General features: G+C 65.0%; 24 protein-coding genes and 3 pseudogenes. 13 read left to right on the top strand and 14 right to left on the bottom strand.

Annotation, left to right across the window (positions count from 1 at the left end; all coding sequences use genetic code 11):
* Nucleotides 1–274: 274 nt before the first annotated feature.
* Nucleotides 275–679 carry a helix-turn-helix transcriptional regulator gene (locus tag WYO_RS29965; RefSeq protein ID WP_081496987.1) on the bottom strand — a complete coding sequence of 135 codons (405 nt, stop codon included), beginning with the start codon at nucleotides 677–679 and terminating at the stop codon, nucleotides 275–277.
* 528 nt (nucleotides 680–1,207) lie between these two features.
* Here WYO_RS29965 and WYO_RS15490 point away from each other — a divergent pair.
* A complete protein-coding gene (locus WYO_RS15490) occupies nucleotides 1,208–2,377 on the top strand; it encodes an acyltransferase (protein WP_007564080.1) in 1,170 nt (389 codons plus the stop codon).
* A gap of 266 nt (nucleotides 2,378–2,643) precedes the next feature.
* Here WYO_RS15490 and WYO_RS29970 read toward each other — a convergent pair.
* A pseudogene (locus WYO_RS29970) lies at nucleotides 2,644–2,787 on the bottom strand (transposase); the annotation flags it as partial.
* Between the two features lie 108 nt (nucleotides 2,788–2,895).
* Here WYO_RS29970 and WYO_RS15500 point away from each other — a divergent pair.
* The 4 genes and pseudogenes from WYO_RS15500 to WYO_RS15515 all read left to right on the top strand — a co-directional run.
* Nucleotides 2,896–3,231: pseudogene (locus WYO_RS15500) on the top strand (IS1182 family transposase); the annotation flags it as partial.
* A gap of 239 nt (nucleotides 3,232–3,470) precedes the next feature.
* Nucleotides 3,471–3,782, top strand: a complete 312-nt coding sequence (locus tag WYO_RS15505; RefSeq protein ID WP_007564084.1) for a metal-sensitive transcriptional regulator — start codon at nucleotides 3,471–3,473, stop codon at nucleotides 3,780–3,782.
* Nucleotides 3,783–4,052: 270 nt separating this feature from the next.
* Nucleotides 4,053–5,861: a copper resistance system multicopper oxidase gene (locus WYO_RS15510; RefSeq protein WP_007564086.1), complete on the top strand. Its 1,809-nt coding sequence runs from the start codon at nucleotides 4,053–4,055 to the stop codon at nucleotides 5,859–5,861.
* Nucleotide 5,862: 1 nt separating this feature from the next.
* Nucleotides 5,863–6,663 (top strand): copper resistance protein B, encoded by an 801-nt coding sequence (locus tag WYO_RS15515; protein WP_007564088.1) that lies wholly within the window; start codon nucleotides 5,863–5,865, stop codon nucleotides 6,661–6,663.
* A gap of 492 nt (nucleotides 6,664–7,155) precedes the next feature.
* On the opposite strand, the gene WYO_RS15520 is transcribed toward WYO_RS15515, so the two are convergent.
* From WYO_RS15520 to WYO_RS15530, 3 genes are all read right to left on the bottom strand, one after another.
* Nucleotides 7,156–7,905, bottom strand: a complete 750-nt coding sequence (locus tag WYO_RS15520) for a glutaredoxin (RefSeq protein ID WP_007564090.1) — start codon at nucleotides 7,903–7,905, stop codon at nucleotides 7,156–7,158.
* Nucleotides 7,906–8,153: 248 nt separating this feature from the next.
* Nucleotides 8,154–8,423: a hypothetical protein gene (locus WYO_RS15525; protein WP_007564092.1), complete on the bottom strand. Its 270-nt coding sequence runs from the start codon at nucleotides 8,421–8,423 to the stop codon at nucleotides 8,154–8,156.
* Between the two features lie 45 nt (nucleotides 8,424–8,468).
* Complete coding sequence (locus WYO_RS15530) at nucleotides 8,469–8,801, bottom strand: four-helix bundle copper-binding protein (RefSeq protein ID WP_007564095.1); 333 nt, start codon at nucleotides 8,799–8,801, stop codon at nucleotides 8,469–8,471.
* Nucleotides 8,802–9,485: 684 nt separating this feature from the next.
* Between WYO_RS15530 and WYO_RS15535 the strand changes: the two genes are divergently transcribed.
* The 3 genes from WYO_RS15535 (at nucleotide 9,486) to WYO_RS15545 (ending at nucleotide 12,863) form a co-directional block, all read left to right on the top strand.
* Nucleotides 9,486–10,580 carry a class I SAM-dependent methyltransferase gene (locus WYO_RS15535; protein WP_007564097.1) on the top strand — a complete coding sequence of 365 codons (1,095 nt, stop codon included), beginning with the start codon at nucleotides 9,486–9,488 and terminating at the stop codon, nucleotides 10,578–10,580.
* 80 nt (nucleotides 10,581–10,660) lie between these two features.
* The gene (locus WYO_RS15540) at nucleotides 10,661–11,986 is read left to right on the top strand and encodes an IS701 family transposase (protein WP_007564099.1); all 1,326 of its coding nucleotides are present in this window, start codon (nucleotides 10,661–10,663) and stop codon (nucleotides 11,984–11,986) included.
* A gap of 67 nt (nucleotides 11,987–12,053) precedes the next feature.
* On the top strand, nucleotides 12,054–12,863 hold the full coding sequence (locus WYO_RS15545) for an IS5 family transposase (RefSeq protein ID WP_039903003.1): 810 nt from the start codon (nucleotides 12,054–12,056) through the stop codon (nucleotides 12,861–12,863).
* Between the two features lie 189 nt (nucleotides 12,864–13,052).
* On the opposite strand, the pseudogene WYO_RS15550 reads toward WYO_RS15545, so the two are convergent.
* Nucleotides 13,053–13,283 (bottom strand): annotated as a pseudogene (locus WYO_RS15550) (transposase); the annotation flags it as partial.
* A 530-nt stretch (nucleotides 13,284–13,813) separates the two neighbouring features.
* Complete coding sequence (locus WYO_RS30945; RefSeq protein ID WP_128755012.1) at nucleotides 13,814–14,161, bottom strand: hypothetical protein; 348 nt, start codon at nucleotides 14,159–14,161, stop codon at nucleotides 13,814–13,816.
* On the opposite strand from WYO_RS30945, the gene WYO_RS15555 reads away from it, so the two are divergent.
* Nucleotides 14,148–14,666 carry a MucR family transcriptional regulator gene (locus tag WYO_RS15555; protein WP_007564105.1) on the top strand — a complete coding sequence of 173 codons (519 nt, stop codon included), beginning with the start codon at nucleotides 14,148–14,150 and terminating at the stop codon, nucleotides 14,664–14,666. The two genes, WYO_RS30945 and WYO_RS15555, sit on opposite strands and share 14 nt — an antisense overlap.
* Nucleotides 14,667–14,804: 138 nt before the next feature.
* Here WYO_RS15555 and WYO_RS15560 read toward each other — a convergent pair whose 3' ends face one another.
* Both WYO_RS15560 and WYO_RS15565 read right to left on the bottom strand, forming a co-directional pair.
* Complete coding sequence (locus tag WYO_RS15560) at nucleotides 14,805–15,233, bottom strand: hypothetical protein (RefSeq protein WP_007564107.1); 429 nt, start codon at nucleotides 15,231–15,233, stop codon at nucleotides 14,805–14,807.
* Between the two features lie 58 nt (nucleotides 15,234–15,291).
* Nucleotides 15,292–15,774, bottom strand: coding sequence for a hypothetical protein (locus WYO_RS15565; RefSeq protein ID WP_007564109.1), 483 nt, complete (start codon nucleotides 15,772–15,774; stop codon nucleotides 15,292–15,294).
* 438 nt (nucleotides 15,775–16,212) lie between these two features.
* On the opposite strand from WYO_RS15565, the gene WYO_RS15570 reads away from it, so the two are divergent.
* A complete protein-coding gene (locus tag WYO_RS15570; protein ID WP_244424182.1) occupies nucleotides 16,213–16,911 on the top strand; it encodes a cytochrome c in 699 nt (232 codons plus the stop codon).
* Nucleotides 16,912–16,994: 83 nt separating this feature from the next.
* On the opposite strand, the gene WYO_RS15575 is transcribed toward WYO_RS15570, so the two are convergent.
* The 3 genes from WYO_RS15575 to WYO_RS15585 form a co-directional block, all read right to left on the bottom strand.
* Nucleotides 16,995–17,375, bottom strand: a complete 381-nt coding sequence (locus tag WYO_RS15575) for a hypothetical protein (protein ID WP_007564115.1) — start codon at nucleotides 17,373–17,375, stop codon at nucleotides 16,995–16,997.
* 118 nt (nucleotides 17,376–17,493) lie between these two features.
* On the bottom strand, nucleotides 17,494–18,330 hold the full coding sequence (locus WYO_RS15580; protein WP_007564117.1) for an outer membrane beta-barrel protein: 837 nt from the start codon (nucleotides 18,328–18,330) through the stop codon (nucleotides 17,494–17,496).
* A 201-nt stretch (nucleotides 18,331–18,531) separates the two neighbouring features.
* Nucleotides 18,532–18,801, bottom strand: a complete 270-nt coding sequence (locus tag WYO_RS15585; protein ID WP_007564119.1) for a hypothetical protein — start codon at nucleotides 18,799–18,801, stop codon at nucleotides 18,532–18,534.
* A gap of 715 nt (nucleotides 18,802–19,516) precedes the next feature.
* Between WYO_RS15585 and WYO_RS15595 the strand changes: the two genes are divergently transcribed.
* The gene (locus WYO_RS15595) at nucleotides 19,517–20,968 is read left to right on the top strand and encodes a copper oxidase (protein WP_007564121.1); all 1,452 of its coding nucleotides are present in this window, start codon (nucleotides 19,517–19,519) and stop codon (nucleotides 20,966–20,968) included.
* A 192-nt stretch (nucleotides 20,969–21,160) separates the two neighbouring features.
* Nucleotides 21,161–21,661 carry a hypothetical protein gene (locus WYO_RS29975; RefSeq protein ID WP_007564123.1) on the top strand — a complete coding sequence of 167 codons (501 nt, stop codon included), beginning with the start codon at nucleotides 21,161–21,163 and terminating at the stop codon, nucleotides 21,659–21,661.
* Between the two features lie 149 nt (nucleotides 21,662–21,810).
* On the opposite strand, the gene WYO_RS31585 is transcribed toward WYO_RS29975, so the two are convergent.
* Nucleotides 21,811–21,960, bottom strand: coding sequence for a hypothetical protein (locus WYO_RS31585; RefSeq protein WP_165486556.1), 150 nt, complete (start codon nucleotides 21,958–21,960; stop codon nucleotides 21,811–21,813).
* Nucleotides 21,961–22,167: 207 nt separating this feature from the next.
* Here WYO_RS31585 and WYO_RS15605 point away from each other — a divergent pair, with 207 nt between their 5' ends.
* The gene (locus tag WYO_RS15605; RefSeq protein WP_007564127.1) at nucleotides 22,168–22,431 is read left to right on the top strand and encodes a hypothetical protein; all 264 of its coding nucleotides are present in this window, start codon (nucleotides 22,168–22,170) and stop codon (nucleotides 22,429–22,431) included.
* 108 nt (nucleotides 22,432–22,539) lie between these two features.
* Here the strand turns inward: WYO_RS15605 and fliP are convergent, their stop codons facing one another.
* On the bottom strand, nucleotides 22,540–23,385 hold the full coding sequence (fliP, locus tag WYO_RS15610) for a flagellar type III secretion system pore protein FliP (protein ID WP_081496988.1): 846 nt from the start codon (nucleotides 23,383–23,385) through the stop codon (nucleotides 22,540–22,542).
* Nucleotides 23,386–23,402 lie beyond the last annotated feature (17 nt).

Here is a 23,402-nt window from a genome sequence, read left to right on the forward strand (position 1 = left end):
TTTTTCCGACAGAAACGAGGCAGTTTCGCTTGGCCTGCGACCCGCTCCGCCGGACTGTCGGGAAAACGGTCGAATAGCCGTCAGCAGTGGCTCATGCGGTCGGCGCAGAGCAAGCGATCGAATGCGCCAGATCGGTCTGCGAACAGCCAGCAGTCTGGTTTGGATGGTTCACGTTGTGTCGGTCTGTGTTGAACGATGAAACGCCACTTCCTGAACCAGACCGGACGCGGTTCACTGAGGGCATACCCAAAGCGTACCGGCTTGGTCGGCGCACTTACGCCTTACCGGATCGCGCCTGCACGTTTATCAGGCCGGCGCGGTTGCGCCCTCGGTTACGCGACCGGTGGCGCTGAGGAAGACGGGTACCGTCTGTACGTTCCGAGGAACAAGGCCGTTCAACCTCCAAGAGCTTCTCCCGCCATGAGCTTGGCGTAGTGCCAGTCCAGCGCCGGAAGGCGTGCGTGAACGCGGCCGGCTCAGAGAACCCCAGCGCAGCCGAGATCTCCGCCAAGCTCATATTGGTATCCGCCAACAACTGCTTCGCGACGCCGAACCGAGCTTCGTCGGCAATGCGCTTGAAACTCGTGCCCTCGGACTGCAACCAGCGGCTCAGCGTGCGACGATGGATCCCTATCCTCTCTGCAGCAGCTACCGCGTTAAGCGGATGTTCTGTCATCATGGCGCGTAAGTGCTGACTAAGTGTGCCCACCGGCTCCGAACTCCGCTAGTCATTCCCGGTCTCACAATCGAACGAGACCAACAGACCTGCACTTGCTTATTGGATATTGCTTGTCGCGTGAGCGCGCAACCTGCTACCCGCGAGGAACGGATGAAACGCAATCGCCGCCCATCGTGCTCACGGTAGCGCCGGACCCTGCCTGAAGGTCCGCAATGCCACGGCAAGCGATCCTTCGCTGATGGCATCTCGGACGACTGGGGTCTGCTAAAGGCGCACTCATAACGGACCGGCAGGGCCGGTTTACGTTCGCATACCCAAACCGCACCGACCCCGGCACATAGGTCGGCGGCATGCCCTAACGGTCAGCCGGATCAACGCGATGCTGCTCTGATCCGAGAAAGCCATCCCCCGAAAGATGTAAATCCCTTCAACGAACGTCTAATTCTCATAAGTCACACAGGATCGGCACGGCGGATTACAGTGTCTCTGAGCGTATAAAACCTTGCCTGTCCCATCATGGAAGCTTCGATGCCTCACCAAGGTGGCGAACACAAATTCAAGTCTCATGCGCAGATGCTCGGCCTCGATGTGGCGCGCTTCCTGGCTGCGGCGTTGGTGATGATGTTCCACCTTGCCGCCTATGCATGGCAGGCCCCGTCCTCGACGGCGGGCCGCGCTTTCGCGGGCGCCGCCCAGTACCCCGGATTGTTTGCCTGGACCTGGTTCGGCTGGGTCGGCGTCGAGCTGTTCTTCGTCATCTCGGGCTTCGTCATCGCGTATTCCGCAGCTCACACGACCCCACCGTCGTTCCTGCGCAGCCGCATCCTTCGGCTCGTCCCGGCCGTGTGGCTGTGCGCCACACTGACCTTGCTGATCTCCCTGGCCATCGGGCGGATGGGCTCGGGCCGGTACATCCTGCACGCCTATCTCGACAGCGTCCTGTTCTGGCCGTTCGAGCCTTGGATCGATGGCGTCTACTGGACGCTCGGGGTCGAGATCAGCTTCTACGCCCTCGTTTTCGCGCTTCTTTGCACGCAGAGCTTTCGGCGAATCGGCGCCGTCTGCGCGGCGATCGGCACGATCAGCGCCCTGTTCTGGTGGGTGACGCTGCTCGCGCCGAACCTCGCCGACGTCGCCGGCAGCCGCCTCGCCCAGCTGACGCTGCTCCGGCACGGCTGCTTCTTCAGCCTCGGCGTCTTCCTTTGGCTGGTCCTGACCAAGGCGGTGACCCCCGGCCGGCTCGCGATGATCGCCCTGTGCCTCGGGGCGGGGCTCATCGAGATCAGCGACAGCAGCCGTGACTTCCTCGGCCAGATGGGCCGGGCCGGCGCTCAGACGCCGCTCGTGCCGTGTCTGCTCTTCGCGGTCTGCATCCTCGCGATGGCGGCCAGCGTGCGGTGGAACGCTTGGCTGTGCGCGCATGCCGGCGACCGGACCTGCCGCCTCGTCAGGACGGCCGGGCTGATGACCTACCCGCTCTACCTAACCCACAACGTCAACGGCGCGGCCCTGACGCATTTCCTCGTGACGGCCCTGGGCTTCGGCCCCCTCGCGGCTCTCGTGACCTCATGCGGGACCATGTTGGCGATAAGCTTTGCGATTGTGCGCTGGCCCGAGCCGGTCCTGCGGCGGAACCTCGCGGCTCTCCTAGCTAAGGTCCGCCTCGGCGAGCCAATGACGTTGGCTACCAACAGCTAATTGACCCCTGGGGCATGCCCATATCGGGCCGAACATAGATGTACGGTCCCATCACGAGGCGGCACCAGCCGACCTCGGAGAGAAGCAAGAGCTCCACAGGACCGTTCACGCGACGAACCGGGGTGCGCTCGGAATGAATTTAAATAATGGGCCCCGGATAGAGAACAAATTTCCTGCTGCTACGCCCTTGAACACATGCTTCTCCAAGACAAATCGGCTACTGTCCGGCGAAGCCGAGCATTTTCACGCTCAAGATCCTTCATCTATCGTGTCTGATCGACTTGTAGGCCGCCATACTCCTTGCGCCAGCGATAGTAGCTCTGCTCGGAGATCTCGGCCTCCTTGCAGGCGACCGCAATGCTCTTGTCGCGACTGGTTTGCACCTCAATCTGACGCAGCGTCAGCACCACCTGCTACGCGACCGGCCTCTGTCCTCGCCTCATCGCCAACTCCTCTGGTTCTGGCTGATCCTGTCAATCAGCCCGGTCCAAAGCCGGCCGGCCACGTCAATGCATAGTATGCGTCTCTACGAAGACCTGCACAGGGTCGTTGAGGATTGCGGCTTTGCCGATCTGTTCCCGGCCGGAGGCCGGCCCGCAGAGGCGCCGGTCCGGCTGGCACTCGCGACCCTCCCGCAGGTCATGGAGGGGCTGACCGATCGGCAAGCCGCCGACGCGGTCCGCACGCGGATCGAGAGGAGATATCTGCTATGCCTGGAACTGACTGACGTCGGCTTCGGCCACACTGTGTTGAGAGAGTTCCGCACGCACCATCTCGCGCACGCAGCAGAAAGCCGGCTTCTCGACGCGACCCTCGAACTCGCGCGGGCTCGGTCTGCTGAAGGCGGCGGACGATAGCGCAGCGACTCGACGCACGTCCTCGGGGCGACGGTCAGAGTATTCTTCAGCGAGTAAAAGCCGCGGCACGCTCGGCTGCAACGATGGAGGCCGGATCGCCATCCTCCCGGAACGCCCGCGGCGGCTTGAGATGAGGATACCCGACCGCCGACTTCAGCTAAACCTACCGTCCGAGGATACGGCTCCGGACGAGCTTCTCCGGCGCTACCTCGCGGAGAGGTGTCAGGGCGTAGCAGATGTCTAATTCCGAAGAATACCATGGAGGCGTCCCGGTCGACCACACCGGCCAGATCCCGAGACTGCGCCGGATCGAGGGCCAAGTACGCGGCCTGCAGCAGATGATCGAGAATGGCCGTTATTGCGGCGATATTGTCCACCAAATCGAGGCCGCCATAGCGGCGCTGCGCCGGGTGCAGATCGACATGCTACGGGACCACCTCCGGGCCTGCGTGGAGGCGAGTATGTCCGGCGACCTGTCTGACGCCGAGCGTCAGCATCTCACCGACGAGATTGGGCGTCTGATGACCAATCTCGGACGAACCAGCTGAGACAAGGCCGATTGCCAGTCTTTAGTCCAGAGGCTGCTGCTTCGTCCCTTCGCAAGCGAACGGGAGAAGCAGGACGGCTTGGCTGTAAGCCGCAGCCGCCTCCATGAACTCGGCGTGAGGTCTCCCCTGTGCGGGGCAGGGAGCAGCCGCGGCCGCGAGCCGCGCTTGCGGCATGAATGTGACACCATCGGCTTTTGGCGAACCGCTGCCCTCCGGTCGCCTTGACTCGATAGGCCGTATCATACCCCCTACCCGTAAAGGGAGGCGGCCATGAATTCGTATGGATCAGCAAAGCCCAGCCAGGTGGCGGGACTGAACCGCCGTAGGTTTGTCCTGGGACTCGCGGGCGGGATTGCCGGCTTGGCTGCCGGAGCAAAAAGCCGCGCCGCTTGGGCTCTGACCAACCCGGGTGAGCAGACAGTTCTGCGCGGCAACCATTTCGATCTGACGGTGGGCCGCCAAATCGTCAACAAGAGCGGAACCCCAAGTTGGGCCAATGCCATCAACGGTGGTGTTCCAGGTCCCGTGCTTCGCTGGCGCGAAGGTGATGTCGTCACCATCAATCTCACCAACAAGATGCCGGAGATGACCGGCTTCCATTGGCACGGCATCATTCTCCCCAATCCCATGGATGGCGTGCCAGGCCTGGAATTTCCCGGCATCCCATCCGGCGAAACCTTCACCTACCGCTTCCCGGTCGTCCAGAGTGGGACATACTGGTACCACAGCCACATGGGCTACCAGGAACAGAAGGGAGCTTACGGCGCGCTCATCATCGAGCCGCGGGGACGGTCGCTGATCCAGGCAGACCGCGACTACGTGGTGGTCCTGAGCGACTGGACCGACGAGGATCCGCAGGTCATCGCCAATAACTTCAAGCAGCAGCCCGAGATGTACAATTTCAAGCGGCGGCTGCTTGGCACGTTCTTCGCCGATGCCGAACAGAGTGGCCTGTCCACGACGATAGACGAGCGCCTGCAATGGGCCGACATGCGCATGGATCCGACCGGGATCGAGGCGCCGACGGCGTATACCTACACCTACCTCGTGAATGGGCATTCCCCGGCGGCGAACTGGACAGCCTTGTTCAGGCCTGGCGAGCGGGTCAGGCTTCGCTTTATCAATGCATCCGCGGTTTCCTACTACGATATCCGGATCCCCGGCCTCTCCATGGATGTCGTCCACGTTCATGGGAACGATGTGGTTCCGGTGAAGGTCGACGAGTTCCGGATCGGGGTTGCCGAGACCTACGACGTCATCGTGCAGCCGAAGGACGATCAGGCCTACACGATCTTTGCCCAAAGCATGGGCCGGAGCGGGTTCGCGCGCGCGACCCTCGCCCCGCGCGACGGGATGGAAGCACCTATTCCCGAGATGGATGACCGCCCCATGCGCACCATGACCGACATGGGCATGCCCGGCATGAAGCCGAACCAGATCGGCGCGTCGTCACGTGATCATACCCGGATCGGCGGGCTCGACGGTGCACGCTCAGCGGAGATCGTCGGAGACCTGAGCAGGCTCCCCGGCCATCAGAAGCATGTCAAGCGCCCCCCAGAAGCGAAGGCGGAGCCCGGGATCGAGCAGCAATTTGTCGCCAAGACCCTGACAGACCGGCTGGGGATCCCGGGGGATGGCCTGAACCACCTCAATCGGCGGGTCCTGACCCTTAAGGACCTGCGTTCCGTCCGGCCGGGGCTGGACAAGCGACCGCCCAGTCGGGAAATCGTGCTGCGCCTGACGGGCAATATGAACCGCTTCATGTGGGGTTTCGACGGCAAGAAGTATACCGAGGTCGGTCCGATCGACGTGACACTCGGCGAGCGGTTCCGCTTGCGCATGATCAACGACACGATGATGAGCCATCCCATCCATCTCCATGGAATGTGGATGGAGCTGGAAAATGGCCAGGGCGAGCACCGTCCCTATTTGCACACGATCAACGTCAAACCGTCGGAGAGCTTGTCTCTACTCGTGACGCCGCTTGCGACCGGCCAGTGGCCGCTACACTGTCACATTCTCTACCATTTCGAGGCCGGGATGTTCCGGACCTTGCGCGTCCTGCCGCGTGGAGCTTGAGATGTTCCGCTTCATTCGTGCGGGTGCCCCCGCCGTCCTCGCAGCCTTGGTCTGGCAGGCCGCCTCGGCCACATCAGCTTCGGCGCAATCGACGGGCCTTTGGGCAACCCAGCTAGGCGCTGAAACGCTCGGAGGAGCGGCCCCGTACGGCAACCCTATCAGTGACGACCGGACCTACGTCCACGGCTTCGTCAATCAACTGGAGGGCCGGATCGGCAGCGGATCGTACTTCCGCTGGGACGGTCAAGCCTGGATCGGTGATGACTACAACAAGCTCTGGCTGAAGTCCGAAGGGCGCTATAACGCCGAGGGAAAGGGCCGGGTTTCCGACGGTGACCACGAGCTACTCTATACGCGCCCGCTGACCACCTACTTCGATATGCAGGTCGGTGTGCGGTCTGACATCGATAGTGCCCGTAACCGGACTTGGGCGGCGTTCGGCGTTCAGGGTCTGGCGCCCGGCTTCTGGAACGTGGAGGGCACGGTCTACGCCAGCGATGGGGGCCATTTCGCGCTGAAGACGAACGCCTTCTATGATCTTTATTTAACTCAGCGCTTGGTGCTCCAGCCACAGTTCGAGACAAATTGGTATACGAAGACCGATTATGCACGTGGTGTTGGGGCAGGCCTGTCGGACGTCGATACGGGTCTGCGCCTTCGGTATGATTTCACCCGTAAGTTCTCGCCCTACATTGGTGTGACCTATCAGCGCTTCTTTGGCGAGACTGCCCACCTCCGGAAAGAGGACGGCAACAAGACCGATGACGTGCGCTTCGTCGCAGGGTTGCAAACATGGTTCTGATCGGCTCGACGAAAGCCACTCACCTCCTCGAGGCTACCCCACGGCGCAAATGGCCGAGATGGCGCTCTTGTGTACGCAGCTCTCTCGCCGGTCTCATGCTCATCGCAGTTCCGGTTGTGGCCCGGAGCCAAGATCGACCGCCGCCCGACCCCGCTGCAGGCGTGGCTCCACTTGAGCCTGGTCTGAGGGGCTTCGGCGTCAGGGCGGTGGAGGGAAGCACGCAGCAGGAAATGCTGTCACGGTGCAGGCAGGTTCGGGCCAACGGAGCGGGTGGAAACGATTCCGTTGCAGAAGCACGGTGCGATCAGTTCCAGCGCACAATCCGCAACCAGCCTGGAAACGCGGCCCGCTGAGTGCGTTACAGACGGTTCTCGGTCACGCTGTTCCAGCTCTGTGTCGCTAATCTGTACTCAGCAGTGCGGAACGGGGGTCGTGGCGGGCTTGATATCATCCCCGCTGCCTCCCCCGCTCAGGGCTAAAATCCTCGGCTGCTTATGCTGCGTGTACCAGCATCCAGACGGCCATGGCGACCATCATCAGGTTCTCGGTGAGCGAGACGAAGCCGAGCGGCACCTTGCTCGGCCCACCGACGCAGGCGCATTTGATCTCGCGCTTGTCCAGGTAGACCGCCTTAAACACCGATCCCGCGCCGACCGTACCGATGAACAGGGCCACGGGGATCGACAGCCAGTTCAGGGCGCCGGCCACCATGAGCACGCCGGCGATGCCTTCGAGGAACGGGTAGGCATAGGCGTAACGGACCCAGCGCCGGGCTAGCAGGTCGTAGCCCAGGAACATCGACGAGAAGCTCTCCACGTCCTGCAGCTTCAGGAGGGCGAGCACGCACATGCTGAAGGCGATGAACCACTCGGCCGCGCGCGTCGTCAACGGCGTGCCGTAGGCGGCGTGGCTCGCCGCGAGCGCCATGAGCGCCGTCATCGAGAACACCGCGATCACCGGCGTGTAGGTCGTGGCGTTCGGGTCGTTCGCGGCCTTGTCGAAATGGCGCTGGAGGTCGTCGAAGCCGCCGACCCGCTCGCCGTTGATGAAGGTCTGGGGCGTGCTCTTGACCTGATGCTCGGCCTTGAAGCGGTCGGTCTCCTCCCGCGTGGTCAGCAGATGATCCTCGACCTCGAAGCTCTGCCGTTCGAGCAGGTCCTTGGCCTTTAGGCCGTAGGGACAGGTGTGCTGTGGCATGACCATCCGATAGAGGACGGCCTTGCGGGCGGCCATTTGCGTCATCTTACTCCCGCTCACTGATCGCGCTGGCGCGTGGATCGAGAAACTCCGCAGCGCCGCCTAATCTGACTACGGACACAATAGTGGGTTCCGGCCAGAATTCCGATCCGGGCCTCTCCCGGGCGGCGGAGGATCCGGTACCGCTGTTCCAGATGACGACGCGTTGCTGCGCGTACCATGTTATCCCGCCCGAAAGCCCTCTGACGCCGCTCGGCGTCAGGGGTTGAGCGGTTCCTTCCAGGGACTGCCGATCAGCGACCGCTCCCTCCGCCGCCTTGCGGGATCCGGCGCGTAAGCTGCTCGGCATTGCCGGCAGCGGCGGAGTCGGTCTGGATGGTGGACGCACCGGTCGGACCGCGAGAAATGACCACGTCGCGGTCGCCGCCCGTCGTGTCCGGGAGGCGGGTGACCACCGGATCCGTCGAGCCAGCCCGATTGATCGCGGCAGGCGCCTGGGCAAGGGCAGCACCTGTAAGCGTCGACGCGAGCAGAACGCCAGATATGGTCGTCAGAATGCGCATGTAGATCCTCCTAGTGGATTATGGGTGCGCGGCGAGCTACTGGACTCAAGCTGCCATCTTGCGGCAGCTTTCCGCGCACCGCCGGCAGGCCTCGACGCAGTGCTGCATGTCGCCCACGTCCTCGCAGCTGCGGGCGCAATCCTCGCAGACGTCGGCGCACTCGGCGCAGGTGTGCTTGTGGTGTGCCGTGCCGAGCAGCATGAAGTGCGCCGACGTCCGGCAGATCTCGGCGCAAGCCAGCATCAGGCGCAGATGCTCCGGCTCGGCGTGCTTGCCGCCGGTCGGTAAGCAGTGGTTCGAGGCCATGCCGAGGCAGGTCTGATAGCAGCGCAGGCACTCATCGATGCAAGACTGCATGTCGTGGCTCATCTGGTGCATAGGCTCGCTCGCGTTGTTTCGGGAGCTCGGACCAGCCCTGTGCGAGGAACAAGCCCGCTCGGGCAGATCAGGCGCGTGCCGGGCTAACATACCCACACCGGGTACGGTTCCAGCGTTCCGTCCATGGCTCAGTGGCAACGGCTTCGGGCAGGAGGCTGCGCCAGAACTCATGTGGCTGCCCCCGTGTTGTCTGATGGGACCAGCGGACCCCCATTCCTGGCCGTTGTGATGAACTGGAAGGCCGACTTCCTGGCAGCGTAAGTCGCTCTACATCAAGGTGCAGGTGATCACCGCAGTTTGATCGCGTCACACACAAACCGAGGGCGCTACAGCAGTCTCCAGCGCGACGTCGGTGCCGCCCCCCTCGCGATGCCGACATCGGCGGCCGCCAGCGCCAGAGCGTCATTGATGCCGTCCCCGACCTTCGCCACGACCGTGTCCCCGGCCTGGAGTGTGATTACTCAGCCTCTGCAGCAGGTCGTCGGTTCTCATGCCAGCCCCACACAAATTAACGGCCTTGGAAGCAGCAAATCCGCACGCTATAGTACGATAGGTTAGTATTCATAATGAAAGTTTATTTTCATAATATACTGATTTTGACGGACGTTGTATACATATTGATCGCTTGAGTTTTATTTAATTCTTAAGTAGTTAGACTCCGCCGCAACCAAAAGGGTATCAGAAATGTATCCGATCGTTGCTAATCGTGGGGCTAGCTTCAAAAGGTTCCTCGACACCCTGCTGATCCCGATCCAGGCCGCGCAGGGCCTTCATGTCGACCCCGCGCTTCTACCGCCTCCTGATGGCCATGCGTGGTCCCCCGAGCACAAGGCGGCTTGGCGTGGTCAGGGCATGGATGTCTTCCGCAAATGCCTGACAAGAGACGGGAAGGATGTTCGGACCTCGATCCTCAACGACCTGTCCGCATTTTACAAAATGTCCCCTGAGGAATGCACTGAGCGCTGCCTGCACTGGGAAGAACTGAGCGTTCAGGAGTGGAAGGCCGGAGATCGTTCCAGCCCAGACGGCCTCCGGGATTTCTACAACAGCATTCAGTCCTGGTCGTTTGACCTGATGTGGTACGCCTATCTGCAGGCCACGGGGCATGCCTTCCCGGCAGCGGTGATGGCCGCGGGTTTCGCGGCGGAGAACAATGACGGACGCCAGCATCTGGATTTTGGTTCAGGTATTGGCGTAACGAGCCAGCTCTTTGCACGGTGTGGTTACATCACGACGTTGGCGGATGTGTCGCGTCCGTTGCTGGATTTTGCCCGCTGGCGTCTCGACCGGCACGGTGATCGCGCGGAGTTCATCGACCTCAATATGGGTGCTCTGCCGTTTTCCGCGTACGACTGCATTACGGCACTCGACACACTCGTCCATGTTCCCGACTTCGACGTTACGGCGCGGGATCTGCACCGTGCTCTCAAGCCGAGCGGTCTCCTGTTCACCAACTTCGACGTCCGTGACCAAAGCGCGGAGACGAGCGCGTGGCACCTCTATGGCAGCGCGATTGATCTCGATTGCCGCCTGCAAGCCTGCGGCTTCGTGAAGGTGAAGAGGCTCGGGATCTCGCCGATCTGCTACAGGCGTGTAGAGCCGAAAACAGCGTTCCACCGCCTCCGCCGGACCCGCAACACGGTTGCCGCTCCCGTGCGCAACGCCCTCATGCTCGCTCGCCGCGTCCGCTGGCCAACCCCGACGCGCGCCGTCAAGCTTCTCTATCGGTTGGCAACAGGGCGCAAGCTGATCACGAACAAGAGTTTCACTAATGCATGAGGGCTACGCTTCTAGCACTACCTGGGCACTCTGATCGGTCCGGTGCGTTAAATCCTTCGTTGCGGCGGCGGGAGGCAACGATGGCGCAAGCTTTGTCCGATCCGGGTCTCGATGCGTGGCTGACGCCGTTCCTCTCCGCGATGGGGCACAAGAAGCGCCGACGCTGGGCGCCGCTCTATCTGCGCGGCCTGCTCGGTCCGGGTGAGCGCAAGAGCCTGCAGCCGATGGCAGCCCGCCTCGGCCTCTCCGGGCACGATCAACTCCAGCACTTCGTTGCCAGCCCGGCCTGGGACGACGGCCCACTCTGGACCGCGTTGGCCCGCGAAGCAGACCGGCTGGTCGGTGGGCCGGACGCGTACCTGGTCATCGACGACACGGCGCTGCCGAAGAAGGGCACGCTCTCGGTCGGCGTGGCGCGCCAGTACTGCGGGGCGCTCGGCAAGAAGGCGAACTGCCAGGCGCTGGTCTCCCTCACCCTGGCGCGCGACGAGGTGCCCGTGCCGGTCGCCTTGCGCCTGTTCCTGCCCGATGAGTGGACGAGCGTCCCGGAGCGGTGTGCGCGAGCTGGCGTGCCGGAGGCGGTGGTCGCGCCGCGGAGCAAGGGTGAGATCGCGCTCTCCGAACTCGACCGCCTGCGGGCTGAGAGCCTGCGCTTCGGTGTGGTGCTCGCCGACGCGGGCTATGGCAGCAGCGCCGCCTTCCGGCATGGCCTCGACGCGCGTGGTCTGAGATGGGCGGTCGGCATCGCCAAGACCCAGAAGGTCTACCCCGCCGACGTGCAGCTGGTGTCGCCAACGGGCCGGGCGCGCAAGCCCGTGCCGGACCAGGAGCCGCAGGACGCCGAGGCGGTTCTGGCAGATCTCGCCTGGCGGCGCGTGACCTGGCGCCTGGGCACGAGGGGCAAGCTCACGGCCCGGTTCGCCATGATCCGGGTGCGGGTGGGCGACGGCCCAGTCTGGGGCAACAACCGCCATCTGCCGGGCGCGGAGGTCTGGCTGGTGGGCGAGTGGCGCGCGTCCGGCGAGCGCAAGTACTACCTGTCCAACCTGCCGCCCCGGACAACCCGGCGGGCGCTGGCCGGCACGATCAAGGCCCGCTGGGTCTGCGAGCAGGCCCACCAGCAGCTGAAGGAGGAACTCGGCCTCGACCATTTTGAGGGCCGCTCCTGGACGGGGCTGCATCGGCACGCGCTGATGACGTGCATCGCCTACGCCTACCTGCAGCACCTGCGTCTGTCCGAGCATCGTCGGACGGAGCGGGGAAAAAATGACGGTCCGCTTGCCGGGTCCGCCGCCGTCACCGAGCCTGCCCGCCGTGCGGCAGTCCATCATTGGACGGCTGTTTGCCGCCCTGATCCCGCCCGTTCGATGTCCACACTGTCAGAGCTGCTTCCAGCTGCCGTCTGACCTCAAAGTGCCCACGTAGTGCTAGAGGCTGTTATGAACTGAATGGGTGAGGTTTGCGTTTTTGGGCATGAGCGCAGGTCGTGCCGGCTATCCCTCTGACGTGTCCGATGAGGAATGGGCGCTGGTTGCGCCGTATCTGGCGCTGCTGCGGGAGAGTTCGGGCCAGCGTGACCACGACCTGCGCGAGGTGTTCAACGGCTTGCGGTTCATCGTGAAGACGGGGGCGCCGTGGCGGTTCATGCCGCACGACCTGCCGCCGTGGGCGGCGGTGTACCAGCAGATGCAGCGCTGGCTGGCTGCGGAGTGCTTCACCGATGTGGCCGGGGATCTACGGGCGGTTCTACGCATGGCAGGGGATCGCAAGCCGGAGCCGTCTGCGGTGATCCTGGACAGCCGGACGCTGCGGTCCTCGCCCGAGAGCGGCGAGCGGGCGGGCTACGACGGGGCCAAGCGCAAGCGCGGTTCGAAGGTGCATCTGGCGGTGGACACGCCAGGCCACGTGGTGGCGCTGCATGTCACCCCGGCCGATGCCGACGATCGCGGCGAGGTCGATCGCCTGACCGGCGCTGTGCAAGCGGAGACGGACGGAAGCGTCGAGATGGGCTTCGTCGATCAGGGCTACACCGGCGCGCGGGCGGCGGACGCGGCCCAGGCGCACGGTATCGCCCTGGAGGTGGTCAAGGCGCCCGAGGCCAAACGCGGGTTTATCCTGCTGCCGCGTCGCTGGGTGGTGGAGCGGTCCTTCGCCTGGGCGACGCGCTGTCGGCGCCTGGTCAAGGATTACGAGCGTTATGCCAGCACGCTGGCAGGACTTCATATGGTCGCCTTCGTCTGTCTCATGCTGAAACAGGCCGAACGACTTATGACAGGTGCATAACACGCTCTAGGAGGCTGCCGGGCACAAGATTCTTGCCGATGAGAGATTTTTTCGCTCGTGTTTTGACCTCAGCGGTCTGAGGGTCAGAAGAACGTGAGCATGGCCTCTCGGGATCAGCGCATCCTCGGCTTCGACGGCCTGCGTGCTGCCGCGTTCCTGATGGTATTCGTGAGCCATAAGGCGCCAACTCTGCCAAGCCGCGTTCATCACCTTGGCCACCGACGCCTTGATGCCCTCATGCGCGTCCGAGATCACCAGCTTGACACCACGCAGGCCCCGGCGCGCCAGCTTACGGAGGAAGGCTGTCCAGAATGTCTCGGCCTCGGACGGGCCGACATCCATGCCCAGCACTTCCCTGCGGCCGTCGGTGTTCACGCCCACCGCTACGATCACGGCCACCGAGACGATGCGGCCATCCTGGGTAGCAAAGCCATGCTTCCAGTGTTGCAAGGAGTACGTTAGACTGCAAATCGGTCAAGCGCGACGGAAGATCAGGAAAACTTCCGGGTGCGATGATCGACAGGCCGTGAAAACCGGTCACTGCACGCAGCACGGACGCTCGCCCGGCGCTCCTGTGACCGTGTGTACAAGCCTTTGTGCTGTCCGGATGTCACAGAGGGTGCCAGCCTCAGCACCTGTGTCGAGGGCCTTCTGTTCGAGAGCCCAAAGCTGGCAAAGCAACTGTCTCCGCTGCATATTCTCAACAGGGTACGGCGCACACTCCAGAAGGGCAATCAACTCCAGCATGAGCGGGCAAGGTGCCCGGGACGGGGGCAGTCCCATGGTTGGTCTCCTGGACCTGCAGTTCCTTCGGTCGCGCACCGTGAAGGTCGATCGGCTGCCGCCGAAGGAACGCCTCACCTGAGGGGGTGCTCGGCTTAACGCGAGAGGCTCGGCGCGACCTCTCCTTCCGCAAGGGGGTGGACGGCGTGCTTAGAGCGTGCTCGTCGTCACGCAATAACGTTCGAGCGCGTTTCGTGGCATTGAGACCTGCCGCACCGTATGTGAAGTTCACGGCTCGTTAGGCAAACGGGCCGAGCTTGCGCCTCCGGGCCCGGATGGGTCATGATCCGCAACGCCATCGCTACGCAACTGAGCGTTTGGCCAAAACCAACTTCAAGGCGGTGTTCATCGCCGTCGATTATCACGACGCCGAGTGCGTCGGCATCCATGCCAACCAGCGCGGCACGCACGTCGAGGCGCTGGAAATGCTGCGTCAGGGCGGTGATTGCGTCTTTGCCCGCGATAATGGAGGTTTCTCTCTTCCTTTGAAACAGGTGCGTCGTGGACGAGAACACAGGAACGATCAGGGCCGAGGCCGTCGACTACACCAACTTGGCAGCAGAGCTCGTCTCCGCCTACGTGGCACACAACAACGTCCCGGCGTCAGAGCTGCCCGCATTGATCGCTCGCACGCACGCGGCGCTTGCCGCCCTCGGCGGCGCTGGTGCACCGGCTGCTGCGGCAGTTGAGAAACAGAGCCCCGCGCAGATCCGGAAGTCGATCACGCACGAGGCGCTGATCTCGTTCGAGGACGGCAAGCCCTACAAGACGCTCAAGCGTCACCTCACAGTGCTGGGGCTTACCCCCGAGACCTACCGCGAGAAATGGGGCCTGCCGCACGATTACCCCATGGTTGCTGCCAGCTACTCTGAGCGGCGCTCGGCATTCGCCAAAGGCTTCGGTCTCGGACAACATCGCCGGAAAACGGCTCCGGAGGCTGGAGCGGTCGCGGAGACCGTTGCGGAGAAGCCGAAGCGCGCTGGCCGACCGCGGAAAGCCCAAGAGTCTGACGACGCTTAGTGACGGACGAGGATCCAAATTCTCTTGCCGGCGTTCCTCTTCTGTCGCCCATCGCGACGGTCGAGCGCCCTCACGCTCCCGCTCGCGAGCGCGCCGGTTGCCGTGTTCTACCCGTTCACGTGCAGCCGGCGCGTCCCTTCAAGTATAGGGTCCTCGAAACAGATCCCCGAGCGCTTTGCGCCGGAACAGGGTCAGCCAGCGTCGTCGCCGGTGTTCGGGCCGGTCATGGATCATATGGCAGCGCTGACAGAAGGCCGTGAGGTTGGCTCCCGCATTGTTGCTGGTGTCGTGGTCGCGATGGGCGGTCGCCAGCACGACCCGCGTCCTGCGCACGCGCCCGAACACATCGTCGACACCGACGGCCGCGCGCGTGAGGCGGCCTCGCCCGTCACGCCAGGCGCCCACCTCGACATCCCACCAGCGACCCTCGCCGAGATGGAACACGGTCCGACCGTGCGGGCGCTTGCAGCCCTCACAGCGACCGCCGGCGCGCCGGAAGCGGATCACGGCCGAGAGCTGCGGCCAGTCGATCGGGTAGAAGAAGCGGTGCTCGGGCCGGATCGGCATGAACCGATCCTGCCACAGCTTGGCCGTATAAGCGCGTGCGCGTTTGCGACATGGCCGATCAGGGCTGTCCAAAGCGCTCCGTCGGTTTGACGAGGTAGGGATAGACGGCCGGATTGCTCAGGGTGCGCTGGAACCCGACCGTGACCCGGAAGTCCTGGCTGCGATCCCCCCCGAACCCGACACCAGCCCCGCCCGTCAGCACCGTCTGCGGCGTGAGCTGGTAGCGTACGCCGAGCTCCGCAAGGTTGGTGGTTCTGCCGCGCGCCCGGTCCGTCTCGCGGTACACGTCGGCGACAAGCAGCAGGTCGTTTGTGAGCGGCTGGCTATAGGCGACGCCAACCCTGTAGCGGTCGCGCCGCTCGGCGTCGGGCCCGTTCAGCGGATCGTAGTTGTGGAACCAGGATGCATTGAAGTGAAGGCGGCGCGGCACGTAGGAGTAGGGATCCGATCCGCTCGCGTCGGACGTGCCGAGCGACTTCGTTGCCAGGAACCTGAGTTCCGTCTCAGTCCCGCCATTCTGATAGCCGAACGGCTGATACACGCCCCCAGCAGGGCGAAGGCCGGTACCGCCAGGTCCTCGGTGTTGAAGTTGTAGAGGAGCTGCGAGCGGAACTCGCCCTGCTGCGTCTCACCGGCATCACCGAAGCGGTAGGGCACCTCGATGGTGAACTGCTCACCAAGCATCGAGAGATCCCGTTAGGGGTATGCGGATACGTTGGACACCGCCGCGACACACGGAGCACTGAGCCGGCTCTGTCATGGTCGTCGGCGTCGGCGATCCGGAGATAAGCCGATGAATGGCGACAATCCCCTGTGGTACGACTGCGACGAAGAGGTCCCGCAAAAGAAAGCCTCCTCAAGGATCGCGCGCGTTACGGCGATCCTCGCTCTGCTTGCAGTCGCATACCTCGCTTACCGGCTCCTATTCTGACCGTGAGATCACGCCTGCTCCGAACGAAGGGTCGCACCGTCGGTGCTCTTGACGGCGGTCGAACCAGATGCGCTCTACGACGGCATGAGAACCGTCAAGACCGTCCTCGTCACCCTGCTGTCGGCCGGCGTCCTGTCTGTCGTGGTCGCCGCCGCAGTGATCTACGCAGGTCTGTTCAACGTGGCGGCAACAGACCCGCATTGGCCCGCGACCTACTGGGTGCTGGACACGGCGCGGGTGCGCTCGATCCAGGTGCACGCGGCTGGGCTTGCGCCGCCGGCCGGCTACGATGAGCAGGCAAAGGTCGTCATGGCCGTCGGGCACTTCTCCGAGCATTGTGCCACGTGTCACGGTGCGCCCGGCGCCAAGCAGAGCGAACTGGCCGAGGGCATGTATCCGCGCCCTCCCAGTCTGACGGATGTTGCGAGCCGCTATACACCAGGCGAGCTGTTCTGGATCCTGAAGCACGGCATCAAGATGAGCGGCATGCCGTCGATGGAGAGCGATGGCGACGCGATGCTCTGGGCCACGGTCGCTTTCCTGCAGAAGCTGCCGGGAATGTCGGACAGCGACTACAACGATCTGTGGATGCAGGCTCAGGCGGCGGGCAGCCACGGCGGCATGGACCACGGCGCGATGAACATGGACGACGCTGGGAGTGCGGCCCAGTCGACGGACGGCCATACGGCTGGAGCTGCGGGTGCCGGGAGCGCGCAGACGCCCCCGGCGGGGCACAGTCACAAGTAGGGTGGTCGGCGCGCGATCAAACCGTCAGGTGTTCGTGCGCTCCGGATCGCGGAACGGCTCTCCGCAGACCTGTGCACGTCCCTTCACGCCTTGCTGGTGAAGCGAGCCGAGACCGCTTTGCCGCCGACCTTCAACGCCACGGTGGCCATGACGCTTCCGGTGACCGGAGCCGGCAGCCTGCCTTGAACGCCATCGCCTCCCGTCGCGCTCAGCTCGACCTTGTAGCTCTGGCCGCCAACGAGCACGGTAGCGGTGCCCGAGACCTGGGTCGCCGGGACGGGCTTGCGGGCCTCGTCCGTGACGTAGACGGCCACGTCAGCGCCCTTCACGACGAGTTCCACCCAAAGCTCCTGCGCCTCCTGCATCAGGCCGCCGTGCGCGGCATGCGGGGCCTCGCCGTGGGCGAACCCGGCAGTGGGTGCGAGGGCTAGGGTCAGTATCAGCGGAATGGCAGAGAGCCTCATCGCGTTCTCCTTCATCTTGGCACACGCAGGTCTGCGCGTGGCGAAGTTTGGTTCGTGGTCTTGTCACAGGCCGCGCAACGCGGATGCAGGCTGAGTCGTAATCCAGCCCAGGAAGCCGCTAGTACTTGCGCACGAGCGGCACCTGCTCAACCGGCATCGCCGGCGCAGCCAACAGCCAGCGCAGGCCGAGCTTCACGTCGTGCGACTCGACGGCCTTGAATGTCAAAGCCTCGCACGATCCGCACTGGCCGGCATAGGTGTAGACCGTGCCGGTCCGCGCGTCACCGAGGTTCAGGTAGCGGTAGGCGAATTCGAGCTTCAGGTTCGGACTGATCGTGTAGCCCAGGCCCGCATGGAGCGCCCAGGCGAGGTTCGCCTTCGTGCCGGACTTCGCGTAGGCGAGGCCCTGCGTGACGACGTTCGTATCCTTGAAATTGTCGATACTGGTGCTGACCGCACCGATACCGGCTCCCAGGAAGGGAGTCAGACCGTAGTAGGTTCCAAGGTCGATGTAGGCGTTGGCGAGGACCACCACGTCGCGCTTGGTTGCGGTGTACTCATCGGTGCCGTAGCCGAGGGGCAGGCTGGCATCGCGGTAGCGCTCCAGGCCGGTGAACGTGGCGGCGCTGCGGTACTCGCCCGTCACGTCGGCCCGGAACCAGCGGTTGAACTGGTAGCCGGCCCCAAGGCCAGCCAGCGGTGCGCCCGCGAAACCGAGGCTGACTTTCTCGATCGTACCGAGTGCGTCCAGACTGTTCGAGAGCCGCTCCACGGATTGATTGCTGAAGCCGATGTCCCCGCGCAGATAGAAGCCCGAGACCTCGATGTCCGGTGTCACAGTCCCGCGCAGTTCGGGTAGGGGTGCGGCCGGTAGGAGGTCGGCGGCCTGTGCCGCTCCCGGCCCGATCGCGCTCAGCAGGCCGCAAGCGAGCAGGAAATGCGCTCTCGCCGACATCGTTCAACTCTCGTCCGCAAACCCGGTGAGGTTCGGACTGAGGCGTCTCACATCGGGGTTGAGGGAGCGTTAAGGTTAGCGCTCCGTGTCGGTCGCCTTATCCGGGCCTGCATGACGTGAGTCGATGTCTGAGAACGGCATTCAGGCAGAAACTCTACTCAGCCCCACTGTGCAGAGATCCCCCGAGCCACCTTTCACACCCTAGCGCAAGGTGTCCTGACAACCTGGAGCACCGGTGCAGATGCTTCTGAGCACGCGCTGGTCGATGTTATGGTGCTCCTCACGCAACTGCGGTGAGGTGCCCTCGCGCGGTCCGAGCGGCTCGCCCGGCGGTTTCGTCTCCCCCGTCGCGGTGATGTTGCGGAACGCGCCGACCCGCGCCTCCGCCGGCGTCAACTGATCCTGTGCATGCGCCGCTCCAGCCACCAGACCGGCCACCGCAGCAAGCCCCAAAGCCATGCTCCTGATCATGTCTCCCCTCCAGCCAAGCACCGTCATCCAGGCCTACAGGCGGCACGGCTGACGCCGTCTGAGCATCGGCCGCCCGGTTTGAGACCCTCCCACCGTCAGCGCCCGGCGGGCGCGGACGTGCTGCCGAGCCCACCGGGCACACCGGTGGCACCGCTCGTATCGGCCCCCCCGCCCCCCGCTCCGCCGCGGCCTGCTCCGGCCGTACCGGGTGCGGCCGTGCCACCGCCCCTCATTCCATTTCCCGAGCCCGCACCGGTCGAGCCTGGGCCGCTACCCAGGGATCCTGCCCCGGCGCCGCCCCCTCCCAGGCCCGCACCTCCACCGGCTCCGCCACCTGCCGCACCGCTGGCTCCCCCGCCAGCTCCGCCCGCACCACCGGCCTGGGCCAGAACCAGCGACCCCGTCCCGAGCCAAGCCACGGCCGCGAGGACAAGCCCTCTCCGCACTGTCATCCCGACCTCCTCCGGCTCGATCCTCATGCTGCGCTGAACGCACGCTCGCTCAAGCGGAACGGGCGGCGCTCAGGCCTGTTCCACGCGCCCACTAGCACGCTTCTCAGTACGCTTGGACGAGGTCTGGCGCGCCGAGCCGGGTACCCGCGCGATGCGGTGCAGTGCGCCCTATCCGGACGGACCGGTGTTGCGGTGCCGTGCCGCTGGATCCGACGCTGCCCCGGGGACTTGCTCCCATTGAGGCTGTGCAGAGGAGAATGTGAATGAACCGGCGCGAGCTCCTGGGCACGGCAGGCGCCGTCCTGGTCGGCACCACGGCCGTGCGCGGCCGGTCCTGGGCTGCCTCCATTCCGGAGGCGGCGACCATGACCGAGGCGACGACGCAGCCACCGCTCCCACCCAGAACCGGCCCGGACTACAATCCGGTGGTGACGCTCAACGGCTGGACCCTGCCGTGGCGCATGACCGAAGATGGCTGGAAGGAGTTCCACCTCGTCGCCGAGCCGGTCGAGCGCGAGATCGCTCCCGGCATGATCGCCCGGCTTTGGGGCTACAACGGCCAGTCGCCGGGGCCGACCGTCGAGGCGGTCGAGGGCGACAAGGTCCGCATCTTCGTCACCAACCGCCTGCCCGAGCACACCACCGTGCACTGGCACGGCCTGATCCTGCCGTCGGGCATGGACGGGGTCGGCGGCCTCTCGCAGCCGACGATCAAGCCCGGCGAGACCTTCGCCTACGAGTACGTGCTGCGGAAGAGCGGCACCTTCATGTACCACCCCCACGCCGACGAGACCTTCCAGATGGCGATGGGCATGATGGGCTCCTTCGTGGTGCATCCGAAGGACCCGGCCTTCATGCGGGTCGACCGCGACTTCATCTTTCTCACGGGCGCCTACGACATCGACCCCGGCGCCTACGTGCCGAAGGTCGCCACCATGACGGACTTCAACATCTGGACCTGGAACTCGCGGGCATTCCCCGGCATCGACCCGCTGGTGGTCGCCAAGGGCGACCGGGTGCGCGTGCGCATGGGCAACCTGTCCATGACGAACCACCCGATCCACATGCACGGCTACAGCTTCGAGGTGACCGGCACTGACGGCGGCTGGGTCCGGGAGAGCGCGCGCTGGCCGGAAGTGACCATTGACCTGCCGGTCGGGGCGATGCGGGCCTTCGAGTTCGAGGCCGACGCGCCCGGCGATTGGGCGATCCACTGCCACAAGTCGCATCACACCATGAACGCCATGGGCCACTCGGTGCGCACGTACATCGGCGTCGACCAGACGGAGATCGCTAAGAAGGTCGGGCAGCTCGTGCCGGGCTTCATGCCCATGGGGTCGACCGGCGGCGCGGCCATGACCGAGATGCGGATGCCGACACCGGACAACACGCTGCCGATGATGACCGGCGAGGGGCCGTTCGGCTCGGTCGAGATGGGCGGCATGTTCTCGGTCGTGAAGGTGCGCGAAGGCTTGGCGCGAGGCGACTACCGGGATCCGGGTTGGTACAAGAACCCGCCCGGCACCGTCGCCCACAAGGTTGACGGGGGTGCGGTTGCAGCCGCGGGGAACGGGGCCGTCGCGGCCTCGACCGCGAGCACCCGCGGCACCCGCGACGGGCGCACCCTGGCGATGGAAGTGCGCGCGCGCCGCCGCACCATCGGGATGCAAGCCATGGACATGAGCAAGGTGCCGATGGACAGGACCAAACCCTGAGGCCCTCGGAACGCGTCGACCCAGCGACGGCCGATCGCGTGCGGCTGGCCTCGGCCCGGTTCCGCGGTGCGGAGCTGCGACGCTCGGCGGCATGGATCGGGTAGGCCCGCTCGCGCGTCATTCAAGCACGCGACCCCGTGTTCGGGGTCAGACCGAGGCAGAGCCGGGCACGCTCGGTGATGGGAGACGATCATGAGCACGCGATACAGAACGAAGCTTCTCGCTGCGGCCCTGACCGCTTTGAGCCTCGGCGCAGGTCTCACGGTGAGCGCCAGCCCAGCCGTTGCGCAGGGCTTCGGCCATCATGGAGGCGGTCACGGCTTCTACGGCGGCGGCCACGGCTACGGTGGTCACGGCAGCTACTACGGTCATAGAGGCTATGGCGGGCATGGCTTCTACGGCGGCGGCCACGGCTACGGTGGGCACGGCGGCTACTACGGGCATGGAGGCTATGGCGGCCATGGCTTCTACGGCGGCGGTCACGGCTACGGCGGTCACGGCGGCTACTACGGGCATGGAGGCTATGGCGGCCATCACGGCTATGGTCACGGCCACTACGGTTACTATGGCGGCGGCGCCCTCGCGGCCGGCCTGATCGGCGGGGTCGCATTCGGCGCCCTGGCGGCCCCGGCCTATTCCTACCCGTACGGCGCCGGATACGGCTATGCTGCCTACGACGGCGACGGTTATTAACCGCAGACTCGCTCTGGCCGGATCCCTCTAGAGGGCTTGCGCGTTCCTGCTGCCGCAAGACTGCAGAGGAGTTCGACACGATGCACAAGACCCTGTTTGGGGCTGCCTTCCTGGTCGCTTCCGCGTTCGCCCTGGCGCCGGTGGCCGCCTCAGCTCAGGTCATCGAGGTTGGACCGGGCGGCGTTGGCGTTCACGACGGCCACCACGGGCCCGTGGAGCACCGCGTGGTGGAGGACACCCACGGCGATCACGGTGGCCATGCCGAGGAGCGTCGCGAGGGAAGTCACGAGGGAAGTCACGAGACCTCGCACGGTGCCAGCGAGCATCACTGATCGGTCACCGACCTCTCGAAGGCCGCCCTCCTCGGGGCGGCCTTTCTACGAGACCTGATGCGGGCCGCTGAGCTCCCCCGATCCGGATCTGAACGAAGCGGAGGGTGGGACGTTGTCCGCCTTGCTCGTCCCGAGCGAACCCAGGCGGGGTATCCCCGTCCAAGGACCTGACCCATGAAGATGCTCGCTCTGGCGGCCACCCTGACCACGTTTGCAGCACTCGCACCGGCTTCGGCCGCCCCCCTTCCCGCTCAGGCCGGTATCGCGGCGCCAGAGACCGGTCTGGTCCAGGTGCGCGAGCATATGCGCCGCGGCAGCATGCGCGGCATGGGCCACGGCAGCCGCATGCGCGGCATGGGCCACGGCAGCCGGATGGGCGGTATGGGCCACGGCGGCATGCGCGGGATGAGCCGCGGCAGGATGAACCACAATATGTGAGGACCCGCTCACCTCAGGACAGACCGCGCCCGATCTCCTGGGCCGCGGCCATCCCCGCGAGCAGGGCGTGTGCGCGCTTGCTCTGCTCGCGGGCTCAGGGTGCTCACCCTAACCCATGTAGCTCTGCACCAGCGAGCCGGTGAGCAGCGCCCAGCCGTCCACGAGCACGAAGAAGATAAGCTTGAGCGGCAGCGCGACGGTGGATGGCGGCATCATCATCATGCCGAGCGCCATCAGGACAGACGCTACCGTCAGGTCGATGATCATGAACGGGACGAACAGCAGGAAGCCGATCTCGAAGGCGCGGTTCAGCTCCGAGATCATGAAGGCCGGGGTGACGATCTCGAGACCGAGTTGCTCCGGGCCCGCGGGCGTGGGCATCTTGGCCACATCGATGAAGACCTTCAGATCCTTCTCGCGCACGTTCTTCAACATGAAGGTCTTGAAGGGGGCAGACGCGCGCTCAAAGGCTTGGCCCTGCGTGATCTCGCCGGCAAGCAGGGGCTCGATCCCGGCGCGGTAGGCCTCGCGGCCGGTCGGCGCCATGACGAAGGCGGTGAGGAACAGGGCGAGCACCACCAGGACGGCGTTCGGTGGGGTGGCCTGGGTGCTCAGGGCCGAGCGCAGGATCGAGAACACGACGACGATCCGGGTGTAGCAGGTCACGACCACCAGGACGGATGGGGCCAGGGACAGGACCGTGATCAGCGCGACGAGCTGGAGCGCCCTCTCAGAAGCGCCGCCCGCGCCGAGGTCGAGCGTGACGCTCTGTGCGACGGCCGGCACAGCTCCGGCGAGGCTGGCGCAGAGGATGCCGAGCGGCAGCCGCCAAGCCCCGTTGGCCCAGCCGACCTGATCCTCAAGCTGCGGCTTGGCGACCTGGCGCGATCCGGCAGCTGCTGGGCGCCGCTCCTGTACTGTCGACGCGGACCAGGCACCCGGATCGGCACGCATGAGGCGACATCTGGCGG

It is taken from the genome of Methylobacterium sp. GXF4 (genome assembly GCF_000272495.1).
In the GTDB taxonomy this organism is placed as follows: domain Bacteria; phylum Pseudomonadota; class Alphaproteobacteria; order Rhizobiales; family Beijerinckiaceae; genus Methylobacterium; species Methylobacterium brachiatum.